General features: G+C 71.4%; 15 protein-coding genes. 3 read left to right on the top strand and 12 right to left on the bottom strand.

The genetic code is table 11. The features are described 5' to 3' along the window. The first annotated feature begins 6 nt into the window (after positions 1–6). Together dnaJ and ACWC0C_RS35265 are read left to right on the top strand one after the other, a co-directional pair. Entirely contained in the window at positions 7–1,179 is a 1,173-nt protein-coding gene (gene dnaJ, locus ACWC0C_RS35270; protein WP_449199502.1) for a molecular chaperone DnaJ, read from the top strand. Positions 1,180–1,184: 5 nt separating this feature from the next. Beyond that, complete coding sequence (locus ACWC0C_RS35265; protein ID WP_121891550.1) at positions 1,185–1,634, top strand: heat shock protein transcriptional repressor HspR; 450 nt, start codon at positions 1,185–1,187, stop codon at positions 1,632–1,634. 68 nt (positions 1,635–1,702) lie between these two features. Here ACWC0C_RS35265 and ACWC0C_RS35260 read toward each other — a convergent pair whose 3' ends face one another. The 12 genes from ACWC0C_RS35260 to ACWC0C_RS35205 all read right to left on the bottom strand — a co-directional run bounded on the left by ACWC0C_RS35260 (position 1,703) and on the right by ACWC0C_RS35205 (position 15,140). Further along, a complete protein-coding gene (locus ACWC0C_RS35260; RefSeq protein ID WP_069779665.1) occupies positions 1,703–1,969 on the bottom strand; it encodes a hypothetical protein in 267 nt (88 codons plus the stop codon). Between the two features lie 42 nt (positions 1,970–2,011). Beyond that, a complete protein-coding gene (locus ACWC0C_RS35255; protein ID WP_450868272.1) occupies positions 2,012–3,448 on the bottom strand; it encodes a WhiB family transcriptional regulator in 1,437 nt (478 codons plus the stop codon). A gap of 127 nt (positions 3,449–3,575) precedes the next feature. After that, entirely contained in the window at positions 3,576–4,184 is a 609-nt protein-coding gene (locus tag ACWC0C_RS35250) for a hypothetical protein (protein ID WP_450868270.1), read from the bottom strand. Beyond that, positions 4,181–5,197, bottom strand: a complete 1,017-nt coding sequence (locus tag ACWC0C_RS35245; protein WP_450868268.1) for a hypothetical protein — start codon at positions 5,195–5,197, stop codon at positions 4,181–4,183. Before ACWC0C_RS35245 ends, ACWC0C_RS35250 begins: the two co-directional genes overlap by 4 nt. Further along, positions 5,194–5,820, bottom strand: coding sequence for a hypothetical protein (locus ACWC0C_RS35240; protein WP_450868266.1), 627 nt, complete (start codon positions 5,818–5,820; stop codon positions 5,194–5,196). Before ACWC0C_RS35240 ends, ACWC0C_RS35245 begins: the two co-directional genes overlap by 4 nt. A 25-nt stretch (positions 5,821–5,845) precedes the next feature. Continuing rightward, positions 5,846–6,475: a hypothetical protein gene (locus ACWC0C_RS35235; RefSeq protein ID WP_449199496.1), complete on the bottom strand. Its 630-nt coding sequence runs from the start codon at positions 6,473–6,475 to the stop codon at positions 5,846–5,848. 45 nt (positions 6,476–6,520) lie between these two features. Then, on the bottom strand, positions 6,521–8,791 hold the full coding sequence (locus ACWC0C_RS35230; protein WP_450868265.1) for a hypothetical protein: 2,271 nt from the start codon (positions 8,789–8,791) through the stop codon (positions 6,521–6,523). 55 nt (positions 8,792–8,846) lie between these two features. Further along, entirely contained in the window at positions 8,847–9,380 is a 534-nt protein-coding gene (locus ACWC0C_RS35225; protein ID WP_450868263.1) for a hypothetical protein, read from the bottom strand. A gap of 41 nt (positions 9,381–9,421) precedes the next feature. Further along, complete coding sequence (locus ACWC0C_RS35220) at positions 9,422–12,409, bottom strand: ATP-binding protein (RefSeq protein ID WP_449199493.1); 2,988 nt, start codon at positions 12,407–12,409, stop codon at positions 9,422–9,424. 54 nt (positions 12,410–12,463) lie between these two features. Beyond that, positions 12,464–12,946, bottom strand: coding sequence for a hypothetical protein (locus tag ACWC0C_RS35215; protein WP_449199492.1), 483 nt, complete (start codon positions 12,944–12,946; stop codon positions 12,464–12,466). 47 nt (positions 12,947–12,993) lie between these two features. Beyond that, positions 12,994–13,260: a hypothetical protein gene (locus ACWC0C_RS35210; protein ID WP_449199491.1), complete on the bottom strand. Its 267-nt coding sequence runs from the start codon at positions 13,258–13,260 to the stop codon at positions 12,994–12,996. Positions 13,261–13,316: 56 nt separating this feature from the next. Beyond that, positions 13,317–15,140: a conjugal transfer protein gene (locus ACWC0C_RS35205; RefSeq protein WP_450868260.1), complete on the bottom strand. Its 1,824-nt coding sequence runs from the start codon at positions 15,138–15,140 to the stop codon at positions 13,317–13,319. Between the two features lie 318 nt (positions 15,141–15,458). Between ACWC0C_RS35205 and ACWC0C_RS35200 the strand changes: the two genes are divergently transcribed. Next, positions 15,459–15,884 (top strand): hypothetical protein, encoded by a 426-nt coding sequence (locus tag ACWC0C_RS35200; RefSeq protein ID WP_449199489.1) that lies wholly within the window; start codon positions 15,459–15,461, stop codon positions 15,882–15,884. The last annotated feature ends 29 nt before the right edge of the window (positions 15,885–15,913 follow it).

Genomic DNA, 15,913 nt, shown 5'->3' with positions numbered 1-15,913 from the left:
TCGAGGATGAGCACCAAGGACTTCATCGAGAAGGACTTCTACAAGGTCCTCGGCGTCCCCAAGGACGCCACCGAGGCCGAGATCAAGAAGGCGTACCGGAAGCTCGCCCGCGAGTTCCACCCGGACGCCAACAAGGGCAACGCCAAGGCCGAGGAGCGCTTCAAGGAGATCTCCGAGGCGAACGACATACTCGGCGACCCCAAGAAGCGCAAGGAGTACGACGAGGCTCGCGCCCTGTTCGGCAACGGCGGCTTCCGCCCCGGGCCGGGCGCCGGCGGCTCCTTCAACTTCGACCTGGGCGACCTCTTCGGAGGCGGCGGGACCACCACCCAGGGCGGAGGTTTCGGCGGCGGACTCGGTGACGTCTTCGGGGGCCTGTTCAACCGCGGCGGCACGGGTACGACACGTACCCAGCCGCGCCGCGGCCAGGACATCGACACCGAGGTCACGCTGAGCTTCACGGAGGCCATCGAGGGCGCCACGGTGCCCCTGCGCATGTCCTCCCAGGCGCCCTGCAAGGCCTGCTCCGGCACCGGCGACAAGAACGGCACACCGCGCGTGTGCCCGACCTGCGTCGGCACCGGGCAGGTCGCCCGGGGCTCCGGCGGCGGCTTCTCGCTCACCGATCCCTGCCCCGACTGCAAGGGCCGCGGCCTGATCGCCGAGCACCCCTGCATGGAGTGCAAGGGCAGCGGCCGCGCGAAGTCCTCGCGGACCATGCAGGTCCGCATCCCGGCCGGGGTGACCGACGGCCAGCGCATCCGGCTGCGCGGCAAGGGCGCGCCCGGCGAGCGGGGCGGACCGGCGGGCGACCTGTACGTGGTCGTGCACGTCGGCGAGCACCCGGTGTTCGGGCGCAAGGGGGACAACCTCACCGTCACCGTGCCGGTGACGTATCCCGAGGCGGCCCTCGGCGGCGAGGTCCGGGTGCCGACCCTCGGCGGCCCGGCCGTCACCCTGAAACTGCCGCCCGGCACGCCCAACGGCCGCACCATGCGCGCCCGGGGCAAGGGCGCGGTCCGCAAGGACGGCACCCGCGGCGACCTCCTGGTCACCGTCGAGGTGAGTGTTCCCAAGGACCTGTCGGGGAAGGCTCGTGACGCACTGGAGGCGTATCGCGAGGCGACCGCGGGCGAGGATCCGCGTGCGGAGCTGTTCGAGGCCGCGAAGGGAGACTGAGAGTGATGGACGGCCGTCGACGAAACCCGTATGAACTGACCGAGGAGACCCCGGTCTACGTCATCTCGGTGGCGGCCCAGCTCTCCGGACTCCACCCGCAGACGCTGCGCCAGTACGACCGCCTGGGCCTGGTCTCCCCGGACCGCACCGCCGGCCGGGGCCGCCGCTACTCGGCCCGCGACATCGAACTGCTCCGTCAGGTGCAGCAGCTGTCGCAGGACGAGGGCATCAACCTGGCCGGCATCAAGCGGATCATCGAACTGGAGAACCAGGTCGCCGCCCTGCAGTCCCGTGTCGCGGAGCTGGAGGCGGCCCTGGACGGCGCGGCGGCGACGATGCGGCAGCGCGAGGCCGCGGTCCACGCCTCCTACCGCCGCGACCTGGTCCCGTACCAGGAGGTGCAGCAGACCAGCGCATTGGTGGTGTGGCGGCCGAAGCGGCAGCAGAACGACTGAGGCAGCATGGGCAGGGGCCCGGAGGGAAACCTCCGGGCCCCTGCCGTATGTGGCCGCAGGACCGCCGGTCAGTCCAGCTGCTCCGTCGAGCCGTCCGGATGGACCAGGAGGCGGATGGCGCCGCCGAAGCGGTTGTCGGTGATGCTGGCCGGGGTGGGTCCGCCGAGCTGCCGGGCGCGTTCCTGCAGGATCGTCAGGACGACGTCCTGGATGTCGCCGTAGGGCGGCGCGGTGACCGGGACGCCGTCGACCAGTGCGGCGTTGGGGGAGAAGACGTGGACCTGGGCATCGGAGGCGGTGCCCGGGGCGGAGGGCGTCGGCGTCGGTTCGGTCATCGGATCCTCTGAAGGTGCGGGCGGCGGGCTTGGACACAGGGGTCAGGCGATCCTCGGCGCGCCCGGGACGGCGGGGCCCCCGTGCCCGGCCCGCGCGTAGGTGCCACGCGAAAGCCGTTGCAGGCGGCCCGCCTTGACCAGGGCGGACAGGACATTGCTGATCGTCTTGGCCGGGTCGCCGTAGACACCCGGCGGCAGCGCGCGCCGCACGTCGCGGGCGGAGAACGGGCCGGGGAGCGTCTCCACCGCCCGCTCCACGGCCGCGCGGATGCTGGGCGTGGTCGGCGGACGGCGGCGCGGGCCCGGGGCGGCCGTCGTCGTGCCGTGGCCGGTGGGGTCGTCCGGGGACGCCGGGTGGGGCAGATGGGGGCGCAGCTTGTCCAGGGCCGAGCGGATGGTCGTCAGCAGGTCGTCGTCGCCGTCCGCCGTGGCGGCCAGCATCGTCGCCACCTTCTCGATGTTGCCGAGGCCGACGGCCAGTTCGCGCAGCAGCGGGTGGAGGACGTCGTGGCGCAGTGCGGCCACGGGGTCCTTGGTGGCGAGTTCGACCGAGATGGATCCGCTGAGCATGCGGGGCCGCGCTGCGGTGTCGCCGCCCTCCTCCTCGGGGACGAGGGAGGCCACGGCGGCGCGCACGGCCCGGACCTCGCCGAGCGTCTCCGGGCGCACGTCGCTGCCCGGCAGGCACACCAGCATCGCGACGAACTGCTCCAGGCTGGCCAGCGCGGGCAGGGTGGTGCGCACCAGCGGGCCGAGCAGCGCCTGCCGTACGGCCTGGGCGGGATCCTCGTAGGAGAAGGCGATCCGCTCCCCGGCCCCGGCCGCTGTCATGTGTTCGTTCCCGCTTTCCGTGTGCCCGGTCGCCCCGGGCGTTCGTGGTGCTCTCGGTCTTCGTGTGTGGGCCGGCTGTGCCGGATCGGCCGAGGGCTGCCTCGGCTCCTCGTGACCGCGCGGCGGTTCGTCCTGCAGGAGGTCGAAGGCGTCGAGGATCTGCTCCAGGGTGGGCAGGCTGTGGTCGGCAGCGCGGTGGCGAATCGTTTCGGCGGAGCGTGAGCGCACCCGGGCCAGGCGCCGCGCCTGGTCGTCGGCGCCGTCCGCGACCCGGTTCGGCAGGTCGCCCGAGGCGTCGCCGATGCCGAGCGCACGGCGCATCCGGCGGCGGTCCTCGGGAGCGGTCGCCGCCGCGTAGCCGTAGGGCTCGGCGTAGGCCACCGCGTCCTGGAGGCACTCGGCCCACAGGGGGCAGGAGGCGCACAGGTCGCGGGCGGTGCGCAGCAGAACGAGATGCTGGCGGCGCTGTTCGGGCGGAGCGCCGGCAAGGCCCGCGGGATCCGGCGCGTTCTCCAGCAGCGGGTGCTGGAAGACGTCCGGGCGGCGGCGGCAGGGCAGTGCCGTGATGGGCATGTACGGCCCCCGGTGCCGCTCACGCGCGCGTGGCGTGGGCAGTGCGGGCAGCGTCGTAGGACGTGCCAGGCGCATATGTGAAGTCCCCCGTGGTGATCTTTGAGCGTGGGGGACTTTAAAGCACGGTGCAAAACCCGTGCAACGCATCTGCAAATCGCGTATAGAGCTGAGACAGTGACGCGACGAAACATTCACAACGGCCTCAACTGCCTGTCCGCGTCTTCACCTTGTCACCCGGCTTCGTAGCGGACACCCCGCGCAGCCGCGTGAGCAGCGTCTTCGCCGTTCCGCCGCGCAGCGCCAGCACCGAGAGAAGGCCGAGGAACCCGGTCGGGACGCCGGCCTCCGGCGCGAACATCCCGACGACGGAGGCGATGACCAGCGTCACATCCGCCAGCACCACGGTCACGCCCCGCCGCCCCGGGTGCTCCTTCACCATCCACGCACCGAGCAGCGCCATCCCGGAGAGCGCCCAGTAGCCGAAGACGGCCTGGCCGGTGAGGACGGCGCTCGCCGTGCCGCGCGCGTTCTCGCCGACGGCGGAGAAGTAGCCCACCAGCGCGGCCGTCAGGACGCTCGATGCGAGTGCGAGCAGAAGCTGTGTACGGCGGCGCAGCAGCCAGACGATCGTGCCCAGCACCACCAGTGCCACGACCGTGATGAAGGAGGAGCCGCTGCGCGCCGCGAGCGTGAGGAGCGTGTAGACGGCGGCCAGGCCGAAGACGATACGAGGCAGGAGACGGACTGCCCAGGTGTCGTTCTTGTCCTGGCCGAGGAAGCGGCGGATCGCCGACTGTGGTCTGCCGGTCATCCGAGCCCCGTTTCCGCGGACTCCTTGCCGAGGGCGGGCGCGGGTGGGGCCGGGGGTGTGACGGCCGGTCCGGCGGGCCCGGTCCTGAGCGCGGTGGGAACGGGCTTGAACCCCAGTTGCCATACCGGGACGGACGCTGCGGGCTTCGGTGCCGGCGCCTCGGCCTTCGCCGTCGGCTCCGCGGGGGTCCGTTCGGCCGCCACCGCAGCACAGGAGGCCTCGACGGCGGCCTGCCGTACGGCGGGCTCCTGCTGCGCGTAGGTCTTCGGGTCGACGTAGTGCGCAAGGGTGGGGTCGTCCACCTGAAGCTGCGCGCGTACGGCGTCGGCGCCGAGTTCCTCCTTCGCCTCCTGCGACCAGCCGCCGGGCGGGGTGTAGGCGAAGTGGATGCCGTCCAGGCCGACCTGCGGGTTGGCCTGGAGGGCGGGCAGCTCCGTGTTGTAGAGGATCGAGCGGGTGTGGGCGGTCTGGGCGAAGACGACCGCGGGGCCTTCGGCGGCTTTCGCGTAGGTTCCGGAGAGGCTGCCCCAGACAGCGCGGGCCCAGTCGTAGGTGAAGCCCTCGTCTGCGCCACCGAGCTCCTTGAGGACTCTGTCCTCGAAGAGGTACATCGCGTTCAGACGACGACCCGCTTCGGTCGTCTCCAGCGTCTGTGCCGAACCGGCATGCCGCGCGTTCTGCGTCCTGGCCCAGGCCTCGGCGATGTACCGGTTGTCGAGGAAGTGCTCGCCCTTCCAGTTCGGCGGCGCGTCCGGGTGCTCGACGCCGTGCGACCAGAAGGCACTTGTCGGGCTCGTCCCCTCGGGAGGTGTCACGCCCTTCGAGTCCTTGGTCAGAGCCTCGACGTACTCCTTGGCCGAGCCGAAGCCGGCGGCCTCGGCCTCGGCCTCCACGCGACGGGCGATCGCCCGTGCTCCGTCCCTGGTGTTCGCCTGCCGAGCCCGCTCGGCCTCCTCCTGGGCGATCTTCAGGGCGAGACGTTCGATGTACTTGGGTATCGGCTGAGGGCTCACAGTCCTCCGATCTCGACGGGACGGGGATAGAACTCCACGGCCAGGTTGGCGGCGCCGCGACGAGGAGAGGGGCCGACGGTGTCGGCCTTGAGGGAGGTCTCCATGATCACCATGGGGGCCGTGGCCTCCTGAGGCATCCAGTACGCCAGGCGGTACGGATCCTGCTGCTCCCACCGGTCGTCGCGCGATCCGACGTCGTAGCCGCCGAGGTTCCCGGGGAAGTCCTCGGCATCCCAGGCGCCCTCCCAGGTCGGCTCGCCCAGGACCGCGGTCGCCGCCGTCAGGTATACGGGCCAGACACGCACCGCCTCCGACAGCAGCTCAGGGTTGTCCTCGACGGTCTCCGCGTGCGCTCCCCACAGCCAGTGGCTCAGGTGTGTGACAGGTGCCCAGGTGCCCCCGACGTTGTTCAGCGTGAAGTCGCCGCCCGTGTCGGTGCGCACCTGAAGAACCCGCTCGAAACTCGTGGGCGTCCAGCCGAACTGGGCGCACCACATCTCCAGCCCGTGGCCCGGGTACGGCGGTCCCGCCCACACGGTCGGCCAGTCCACGTCTGCGAGCCCGCGCAGCTCGGTGACCAGCTCCTGGGGAGAGCGGGGCGGTCGGCCCGATGCGATTCCCACGGTCAGTTCCTCGTCTCTCTCGTCGTCACAACAGCCAGCCCACCCCGTCGTCCGCCGCGTCGGCCGGCCCGTGGCAGGCGAGAGAGATCGTCGCACTGCCGGGGCCCCAGCCTGCGGCCATGCCCGGTGACAGCCTCGTGCTGAGCACGAACAGCGGCGCTCCGGGCGTACGGAAGGACCACACGGCCAGCCGGTAGGGGTCCCGGTGCTCCGCGCGCCACTCGCCGTCCCCCCAGTACCCGGGGCCGGGCGGCTCCGGGAAGCCGGCCGTGTCCGGGTCGCCGCTCCACGCGGGCGGGCCCAGGACCGACTGGGCGACGGTGAGGCAGCTGGGCCATCTGCGGGCCGCGAGGGCCATCACCGGGCCGTTCTCCGCCGCCGAGTCCGCCCGCACCGACCACACGGTGTGCTCGACCCGGGTCACCGGGCGACCGAGGGCCACCGAGGCCAGCCGGAGCCGGCCGCCCAGCGGGGTACGGACCCACTGACCGGCCTCGAACCACAGCGGGTGCCAGCCGAAGCCCGCGCACCACCGCCTGCGCTGCTCCGCCTCGTCGGGGACCCCGGCCCAGATCGCGGACCAGTCCACTTCGACGAGCCGGTGCAACTCCGCGACCAGCTGGTCGGGCGTGCGGTCGGCGGTCAGGGCGGGCATCGGGCGGCTCCTCGGTACGGGGGCGGGAACGGCGCGCGGGCAGGGTCAGACGCGGCCGTTGGGGTTGCGGGGGTCCCTCGGCGGTGTGGGCGCCGGCGGTCGCGGCGCGGCCGGGGGCTCCGGTGCCGGCACCCGGGGCGCGGGCGGCCGGGGCTGGGGCTGCGGATGCGGCCGGGGCTGTGACTGGGGCTGTGGGTGCAGCTGTGGCCGTGGCTGCGATTGCGGCTGCGGGTGCGCCTGGGGTGCCGGCGCGGGCTGGTGCTCGACCGGCGCCGTGGGCTGGGGGGCCGTGGACTGCGGGGCCGGCCGGCCCGTGGCGGAGCTGACGCGGCGTCCGCGGCGCGGGGCCGGCGCCGCCTCCGGCGGGGCCTTCCGCTCCTCGGGTTCCGGCCGGTCCGCCTTCTCCGCGTACGCCGTGCGCGCGTTCTTCGCCTGCTGGTACGCCGCCTGCCGCTGCTCCCGCTTCGACTGGCCCAGCACGCCCCAGCTCTGGAGCTTCTCACGGCCCTTGCCCTTGAAGGCCACCTTGTCGATCGCCCAGGAGCCGCCGCGTACCGCTCCCTTGGCGCCGGTGCCCGCGACCCGGCCGCCGGTGCGGGCGGTGGCCATGGCGAGCCCCGGTGCCATCGCGGCCGCCTTGCCGAAGGCGGAGTCAGCGGTGTCCCGGATGCCGAGCGCGTCCTCGCCGCCCGCGATCTGCGGGGTGAAGTTACCGCTGAGCAGCTTCTTCAGCATCATCACGATGGCGATGGTGACCAGGAGCAGCAGAAGCAGCTGGGTGCCGAGGGCGACCTTGGCCGGAAGGATCATCTGGTAGAGGACCAGCAGCACGCTGAGGATGACGCCGAAGCCCGCCCGCAGCACGAAGCTGTGGATGAACGTCTCCAGCCAGCTCTTCATCAGTTTCTGCTGGGAGGGGTGGATGCCGAGCGTGGCCACCAGCGGCAGCAGGATCACCAGGATCAACGTCACGGCGTGCCAGAGCAGGGTGAGGGCGCTGAGCACGATGACCATCAGGCCGACGATGAGCGCGGCGATGACCGAGTAGAACGCGAGACCCACGCGGTTCCCGGCGTTCTTGCCGGCCCAGTCGTTGAAGGCGACCGGGTAGATGTTCTTGTCGGATACGTCGTCGCCCTTGTCGTAGCCGCCCGCGATCTCCCGGCGGATGGGCGTCCACCGGAGCATCATCTTGTCGACCTGCTTCTTGTCGAAGGCCTCCTTGTTGGTGACGGACTGGGCCACGAGCTGACGCACCCGCAGGTCCTCGCATCGGGCGCCGCGTCCCCACTCACAGGTCGCGCTCGCCTCCTTCGGGACGCAGGCGCCGCCCTCGATCTTCCCGCCGTCGTTCTTGAAGATGCAGTTCTTGCCCGGGTCGCCGAACTGGCCCAGGGCCCAGGGCCGGAAGGCGAGGGTGTCGTACATCGCGCAGCTGGAGATGCGCAGTCCGCGGTTGTAGGCGTTGCCAGGCAGGTCGCATGGCGGCTGCATGCGGCCGCTGGTCCCACTGAGCACCGCCTCGGTGAGCGCTGAATTGGCCTCGGCGATATAGGAGTCGGCGCTGCTGACGACCCGGTCGTAGTTGCCGCCGGTCAGAAACGCGGTGACCGCGATGACCGTGAGCGCGGACCAGGAGATGCCCGCCCACACCTCGCGCATGTCGCCCTTGCGCCACTTGGTGAACACCCACAGGCCGACCAGCAGGATCATGACCGGCACGGCGGGCTGCAGGACGTTCTTCTTCAGGGACGCGACGACGCTGTCCCGGCCTTCGTAGAGGCCGGAGAGCGGGCTGGGGTTCGACGCGGACTCCTTGATGGAGATGGCCGCGCGCGTGAGGATCTTGGTGCCGTCGAAGATGGAGTTCGCGATGCCGTTGTTGACGTAGGCCATGACGGAGCAGCTGTCGGCGCCGCTGCCGACGGAGCCGTTGCGCTCGGAGGCGTCGCCTCGGCCCTTGAACGTCTGCGACCAGTTCAGGCCGCGCATGGCGTCGAGTTCGTAGATCGTGTACTGGTCGGCGCCGAGCGGCATCCGGACCGCGCCGGTGACCGTTCCGCTGGGGTCGGTGAGCGAACCCGCCTGGTTGCCCTTCTCCCACTGGGCGGTGGCCGCGAACATGGACTCGCCGTTCGAACCCGGCGTGTCCAGCTGGTAGCTGTCGTCCCCGGTGAAGTCGCACGAGAAGTCCGCGTACGCCGACGACGGTACGGCGAGAACGAGCGCCGTCAGCGTCAGTGCCAGGAAGAGGACGGCACGGACCACCACACCTGCCTTGCCTATGGCGCGGTGCAGCGTGGTGCGCGAGGGCATCTGTAATCCTTCGGGGACGCGGGGGACGGGGAGGGAAGCAGGAGCGGGCTTCGGGTCAGACGGGGAAGTAATTGCTCATAACGCAGCCGCCGACGAGTGCGGGCTCCTTCTTGTAGCCGCTCGGCACCGAGAAGCCCGGATCGCAGGTCAGGAACCTGAGGTCGGACTTCGTCAGGCCGCGGATCGCTTCCTTGCCGACCGGGATGACCGCGAAGTCCTGGCCGACCAAGACCTTTTCGTTGTTCTTCTTGACCGCGGACTGGAACTTCTGCATGTCAGGGGTGATGAGCAGAGTGATGGCATCGCCGGACGCGCCCTTGCAGACAGCGCGTTCCTTGATGCCCCAGGACGGGTCCTTGGCCTCCTCCGTGCCCCATGACTCGTTCTCACCGACGTGGACGTTGTCGTACTTGTCGCCCTCCGTCACGCCCGTGCAGGAGGTGTACTTGTTCACGTAGGACGCGACGGACGCGATGTCCTTCGCCTCGGGCAGGCCGGAGCCGGACTTCTTGTCGCCGCCTCCGCACCCCGCCGTCGCCGTCAGGGCGACGATGCCGGCGCCGATTGCGAGTGCTCGGGTCATACGCATGATGCCTGTCCTGTTCCTCGGGTGCTGGTGGGTGTGGGCCGTCACGCAGGCTGGGCGGCGAGGTCGGGCTCGGGCTCCGTGGCGGTGGCCGCCGGGTCCTCCTGCGCCTCCTGGAGGAAAGTCCACTGCCACACGCTCGGCGACGGGTCGATGCTCTGGCGGGCCGGGCGGGTGGTGCCGTTGGTGTCGGTCGCGGCGAGTATCTCCTTGAAGACCAGGTCGACGGCGACCGTGCCCACCCGTCGGTCGGCGTCGCGCTGGAGGCAGACACCGGTGCGCAGTTCCTGGAGGGCGGCGATGACCTTGGGGTCGTCCTCGGGGCGGCCGAGGAGCGGTGCGACCAGAGAGGCCTCCTGGGCCGACTTCTGCTTGAACGCGAACACCGTGTGGATCTGGTTGGCGCCGCCGCTGCGGGCCTCGGAGTCCTCGATCTGCACCAGGTCGATGGCCTGCTGGGTGATCAGGACGGTCACCGCGAGGTAGGAGCGGCCCTGCTTGAGCGCGCGGCGCATCAGGTCGCGGCCCGCCTCGGTGGCGGTGACGACGTACGCCTCGTCCACGAACAGCGCCTTGGGGCGCAGGCCGACCTCGCCGGTCACCGGGTTCTTCTCGTAGCCGACGTCCAGCATCTGACTGCCGAGCTCCACGACCGCCATCAGCGCGGTGGCGGCGAGGCGTTCGGCCGGGTTCCAGTTGCGCGGGTCGGAGGCCGCCGGGGACTGGAAGCCACGCAGGGTGATGACCGTACGGCGCTTGCGCATGCTGCTCAGCGGCTGCGGCTTCTCCGCGAACGCCAGCCGGGCGTAGGGGAGCGTGCGCAGCTCGGTCAGCAGCATCTGGGCGAGCTTCAGGTCCTTCGCGGCCTCGCGGTCGCCGGTCGTGACGGCGTGGTCGTACGACTCCACGACCTCGTCGACCACCTGCCACAACGTGGGCCGCGGTACGCGCAGTTCGGCGTCGCGGGCGGACAGGCCCTGCTCTACGGCCTGGCGGATCGCGGAGTTGTAGCGGCCGACGACCGCCGCCATCGCCTCGATGACGGGGAGGCGGACCCGCTGGTAGTCCTCGTCGCCGAGGAAGCCGCGCAGCATCGACTCGGCCAGCAGCCGGCCCGCCGGCACGTCCCGGGCGATGACCCAGGGGTCGAGCACGCCCGCCTGGCCCTTGAGGAGGTCCACGACCTCCGTCTCCGCCCAGAACTCCCGGTTGACCGGCTGGAAACGGCTGGCCGGGGTGCCGAGGACACCCGTCTCGGCGTCCGCCGCGAAGGCGGGGTCGTTCACCTGGGAGCCGAAGGCCAGGTAGTAGCACATCTGGGCGAAGTCGGTCTTCGGGTCGATGACCAGGCAGCGGACGCCCGACTCCGACTCCTCGTAGAACTTCTGCAGGGCGAGGGAGGACTTGCCACCGCCCGACGCGCCGACGATGGCGAGGCCACCGCCGTCGTTGCGGGCCGGGCCGACGTGCAGCGAGTAGTGGACCGGCATCTTGCCCGCCCAGCCGACCAGGTTGCCGACCCAGCCCAGGCGCCGGCCGGAGCGGGTCTCCGGGTTGTCGCCCAACTCGGTGCCTGCCGTGGGCAGTCCGGCGCCGAGCTGCTCGACCTCCTGGAGCCGGATGTAGGGCGCGATCGGGAGCTTGGGTGCGTCACCGGGGAGTTGGGACTGGAGCAGGCGCCACTGCTGACGGGTGGGACGCAGCAGGGTGACCTTCAGGTCCTGCTTGAACTGCATCTCCAGCACGCGCCGGCGCCGCTCCAGCTCCTTCACGTCCGGCGCCGAGATCGTGAAGCGGATCTGCGCCTCCATGCCCGGCATCTTGTGCTCCTCGATGTCGTCGACGAGCTCCTGGGCACGGGTGACCTGGTTGGCCAGCTTGGTGTCGGGCGTACGGCCCGAGTTGGCCATGTCGTTCATCTCGTCCACGAGGTTGCCGCGGATCTTGTCCGCGCGGTCCTTGAACTTCGGGTACGGGATGAGGGTGAACCGCATGTCGATCTCGACGGGGAAGTCGACGTGCTGTGCGGCGTAGCGGGCCCAAGCCGTGGACTGGCGGAAGCGGGTCTCGGCGGGCCAGTTGGCGGCGACCAGGGTCGTGGTGTAGCTGGTCTGCCGTTCGCCGGTGATCTCGTCGTACTGGTGCAGCACGATGTGGGTCTTGCGGTTCTCGCCGGAGAAGTCGACGACCAGGTCGAACTGGTCGGGGCCCCAGGCGCGCGAACCGAGCACCGGCTCCGGCGGGACCGGGAGGTCGCCGTGGAGCGGCTTGCGGATCAGCCAGACCAGTTCCTCACGGGTGAGCGGGGTGCCTTTGAGGTTCTCCAGGCTCTCGTGGACCTCGACGGCGACCTGGGACCACTCGGCGAGGACGGACGGGGACAGCTGCTCGTCGGCGACGCCCGTCGCGGTGGCCGCCGCGCGGTCGGCGGCGCCGCGCACACCCCGGAGCAGGCCGGGCTCGTCGTACGGCTCGGCGTCCTGGCGCAGGACGCCGGTGGAGCCGCTGCTGCGCTTAAGCGAGCCCAGCTTGACCAGCAGGATGTTGCGCTCCCGCTTGGCGCCGATGCGTTCCTGGTACTCGGCCTTGCGCAGGTTGTACGCCTTGTAGTTCTCGGTCGGGTCCCAGGCGACCGCGTTGAGGTCCTCCGCCCAGGTCAGCGCGGTGATCGGCTGGTAGACCTTGCGGTAGTGGCACTCGACGTTGCGGTCGCCGCGGGCCAGGTTGAGCAGACCGCGCGGCGGACCCTCGGCCATCGCCTGCAGCTCGGTGGCGTTCAGGTACTCGTCGATCGCGTTGGGCAGGACCAGGCCCGTCCACACCGAGTCGCCGTGCACGAAGATCATGTCGTCGGCGTAGCGGTAGGGCAGCCGCAGGTCCTCGCGGCGGGCGGACGCGGACTGCGCCTGCCGGGAACGGGCCGCGGCGGGGCCGCCGTTGCCGCTCTGCCGCTTCTTGCCCGACGAGGCAGCCATGATCATGGCGACCACGAAGAAGGCGACGGCACCGCCCAGGAGGATCAGCATGAACATGGGGTCACCTAGCGGTAGTAGCGGTAGTAGCAGTAGTAGACGTGTATCGGTCGGTCAGGAGCGGGCGGAGAACGCCGTGCCGCGCTCGGCGGCGGACCGGCGGGCCGCGTCGTAGCGGGCCTGCCAGCGCGGGGAGCCGGGAGCCCACAGGATCACCTGCCAGTGCAGCTGTTCCGGCTCCCGGTCCGCGGCCAGGCCCTGCAGCCGCTTGGGCTGCCACCACCAGTCGGCCCACACCACCAGCTGCTGGCTCAGGGTGAGCGCCGAGGGCAGGGGCCGGCCCCAGACGAAGTAGACGGCGATCGGCGGCCCGAAGTACAGCAGCGACGTCCAGATCGACATGCCCAGGAAGGGCAGGAACGCCGCCAGCGAGAACAGGGCGACGAGCCAGAGCAGCCCGAAGCCGAAGGCCGCGCCCAGCGCGGGCAGCAGCAGTCCCGGCAGGGGGATGTTGCCCCAGTTCCAGATGCGCTTGGGCCGGTTGACCAGGTCGGTGTGGTCGTACGCGACCAGCGGCTCCGGAGCGTCCTGACTCATGAACTCCCCTTACTGCTGCTCTGGCTGCTGCTCTGGCCGGCGAGGGCTCAGTTGCCCTTGCCGCCGCCGATCTGGCCGCCGAGGTCGATGAGCAGGCCGGCGAGGCCGGTGGCGCCGCCGATGATCAGCGCGGCGAGGGCGATCAGACCGAAGCCCTGGAACGCCTCGCGCATGCCGTCACCGCGCTTCATCGACAGGAGCATGCGGATGCCGAGGATGAGCAGGGCGATGACGGCGACCATCGTTCCCGCGTCGCGGAGGATCGTCTCGATCCGTCCGAACATGTCGTCCAGGGAGCTGGCTGCAAGGTACACGGTGTTTCCTCTCGGATGCTGGCGTTGGGTACAGGGCTGAGCGGGGGCGGAAGGCGTCAGTGCGCGCGGTGCCGCTTGCCCTTGGACGACTGGACGGTCGTGCCCGAGCCGGTCGGGGACGGGGAGCCGGAGGCCGACGGCGTGCTGTCGGCGGAGCCGTCCGACCCGGACGAGTCGGACGAGTCGGATGAGCCGGGCGAGTCGGTGGAGCCGCTCCGGTCGCTGTCGGCCCGGCCGCCCTGCGGGTCGAGCACGCCGCCGCGGATGTCCTTGATGAACCAGCCCTGGGCGGTGTCCACCACGGTCATCCGGTAGGCGCGGCTCACCGTCTGTCCCTGCGGATCGCCCCAGTCGACGACCACGCGCAGCTGGACGTTCTGGCCCGTCGGGTAGGTGTAGGGGGTGTTGCCCTGCACATTGTCCGGGACCAGCGCGACGACCTCGGTGACCTTCGGCTTCGACAGCCGGCCGGCCAGCCCCGAGGTCGCCGGGAGCGTCGCGTCGGGCGTGGTGAAGCGGGCCATGGCGGTGGCGTCCGAGGCTCCCCAGGCCGTGAAGTAGCCGGGCAGCACCTGGCTCTTGAGCTGGTCCGCGAGCTTCTCGTCCGTGACCTCGTGGTTCTGGTTGACCTCCGGCACGTCCGCGCGGGCGGGCAGCGGCATCTGGCCGACGTCGCCGGCGATGCGCATGCCCTCGCCGCCCTTGAGGTCCTTGACGTAGACCGGGACGGTCAGCTCGGTGAGTGCGCCGTCCGCCGTACGGACCTGTATGCCCAGGTAGCGCCCGTGGTCGCCGTACTCGGGCAGCTCCTCCACGGTGCCGTCCCAGGTGGCGGACAGGGCCCTGCTGCTGCCCTCGCCGTTCCAGCCGCACTCGGGATCGACACCGGCGGAGGCGTACTGGGCGAGCTTGGCACGCCGCTCGGAGTCCTGCTCCGGGGAGTACGTCAGGCACAGCGACGCGTACTGCTCGGCGAAGCTCGCCGCCTGCTGGACCGGGAAGTCGGTGAGCCGGTACCGGGCGGCGTCCGACGCGTCCAGCGCGGCGCTGCTCGTCCGGGACGACACGCCGACCATCAGACCCATGACGCTGCACGAGCCGAGGGCCAGCACACAGGTGGTGACCAGCAGCGTGGCGCGCAGGGCGACATGCGTACGGCGTCCACCGGATCCGCCGGAGGGGATACGGCCACCGGGCTTGGGGACGTCGAAGGTGCGGGCGGGGGAGGCAGCCTTGGCGCCGGCGGCGGAGGGAGCCTCGGCTCCGGAGGCGGGCGTGGGCGTCGAGGCGGGGGCGGACGTGGAGGGCGGTGCGGCTACCGAGGCGGGTGCACCGGCCGAGGGCTCGGCCGCGGACGGGTTCGTGGCAGAGACCGGCGCGGGAACGGCGGGAGTCGCCGGTGTGGGCGCCGGCGCCGGTGCCGGTGCGGCGGTGGTCGCGGGTGCAGCTGCGGCTGCCGGTGCGGTGGCGGTGGAAGGGGCAGGGGCGGTGGGCGCCGGCTTCGAGGTGCCTTTCTTGCGCTCCTGCTTCGCCGCCTTCTTCTGCTCGTACGCGGCCTTGCGAGCCGCCCGCTCCCGCTCCCGCTTCTCCTTCTTCGACTCGGTCCGCGGGGCGGTCTCCCGCGGCGGCAGGGCCGGTACGGCGGCCTGGCCGACCCGGGGCTGGCTGCGCACCCAGGCTGCGGCCACCTGTGCCCGGGCCGCCTCCGAGGAGAGCTGCTGAGGCTGCTGCTGCCCCTGGGCCGGCCACCCCTGCTGCGGGATGTGCGCCTGCTGCGGGACCTGCTCCTGCTGCGCGGCTTGCGGAGGACCGAAGGACCCGGGCTGCCCGGAAGGCTGGCCTGCGCCGACCGCGCCAGCAGAGCTGTTCTGGTCTGTCATCGAGTCGGTTACTCCAGCGAGTCGGTTACCCGTCCGCCTGGGCGGGCGCGACGGCGCCGCGCGACGGGCCCTGGCCCGGCCAGGTGCGCTGGCAGTGTGGCAAAGACACGTCATTTCGAGCCGTGGCCGATTCCCGTCGGGAGCAGGGGAATTCCCGGCGCGTCGCGTTTCGGGAAAGCGGCCGGGAACAGCACCGGGGACTCCTCGGGAAGGGGAATGGCGGTCCGGGCGGGCGCTCGGCCCACAATGCGCGGGGCAGTCCAGACGGCGTGCCCCGCACAGGAACTGAGGACCCATGGCCCCGGCGAAGGACGAGAGTTGAGCGACCAGAACGGGCACGTGGCCCCTCCGCAGGCAGTGCAGGCGAGCCGGGCGTGGATCGACGGTTACGAGCCCGGCGACCCGTGGCAGTCCCGCCTGTGCCTGGAGACTCCCTACGGCATCGTCGCCTATCCCCTGACCCCGAACACGATTCCCGGCCTGCTGGAGCCGATGGTTCTGGTGGCCCAGGAGCAGCAGGGCCTGCCCGTGGGGCTGGACGCGGAACCGGAGCCGGAGGAGAGGGCCGAGCAACAGGACGAGGAGGAGCAGGCCCTGGCCGCTCGCCTCCAGAGCGGTCGCGCGGCCCGGCTGACCGGGTGGGCGGTCGTCCACGACCTGTGGGAACGCGAGGATCCGACGGCCCGGATCGTGATGGGCGCGATCGTGGTGGGTCTGCTGTTGCTCGGTATCGTCCTGACCTGATCATCCGCCCATCCGACCGAGAGGAAGCC

This window comes from Streptomyces sp. NPDC001709, assembly GCF_053596375.1.
This window is presented reverse-complemented; position numbering and strand designations above follow the sequence as displayed.

What these genes read in the sequence shown, in the direction of transcription:
- ACWC0C_RS35265 (WP_121891550.1), top strand. Translation starts at nt 1,185, where the DNA reads ATGGACGGCCGTCGACGAAACCCGTATGAACTGACCGAGGAGACCCCG.
- ACWC0C_RS35230 (WP_450868265.1), bottom strand. Translation starts at nt 8,791, where the DNA reads ATGCCCTCGCGCACCACGCTGCACCGCGCCATAGGCAAGGCAGGTGTG.
- ACWC0C_RS35215 (WP_449199492.1), bottom strand. Translation starts at nt 12,946, where the DNA reads ATGAGTCAGGACGCTCCGGAGCCGCTGGTCGCGTACGACCACACCGAC.
- ACWC0C_RS35220 (WP_449199493.1), bottom strand. Translation starts at nt 12,409, where the DNA reads ATGTTCATGCTGATCCTCCTGGGCGGTGCCGTCGCCTTCTTCGTGGTC.
- ACWC0C_RS35255 (WP_450868272.1), bottom strand. Translation starts at nt 3,448, where the DNA reads ATGCGCCTGGCACGTCCTACGACGCTGCCCGCACTGCCCACGCCACGC.
- ACWC0C_RS35225 (WP_450868263.1), bottom strand. Translation starts at nt 9,380, where the DNA reads ATGCGTATGACCCGAGCACTCGCAATCGGCGCCGGCATCGTCGCCCTG.
- ACWC0C_RS35205 (WP_450868260.1), bottom strand. Translation starts at nt 15,140, where the DNA reads ATGACAGACCAGAACAGCTCTGCTGGCGCGGTCGGCGCAGGCCAGCCT.
- ACWC0C_RS35250 (WP_450868270.1), bottom strand. Translation starts at nt 4,184, where the DNA reads ATGACCGGCAGACCACAGTCGGCGATCCGCCGCTTCCTCGGCCAGGAC.
- ACWC0C_RS35235 (WP_449199496.1), bottom strand. Translation starts at nt 6,475, where the DNA reads ATGCCCGCCCTGACCGCCGACCGCACGCCCGACCAGCTGGTCGCGGAG.
- ACWC0C_RS35260 (WP_069779665.1), bottom strand. Translation starts at nt 1,969, where the DNA reads ATGACCGAACCGACGCCGACGCCCTCCGCCCCGGGCACCGCCTCCGAT.
- dnaJ (WP_449199502.1), top strand. Translation starts at nt 7, where the DNA reads ATGAGCACCAAGGACTTCATCGAGAAGGACTTCTACAAGGTCCTCGGC.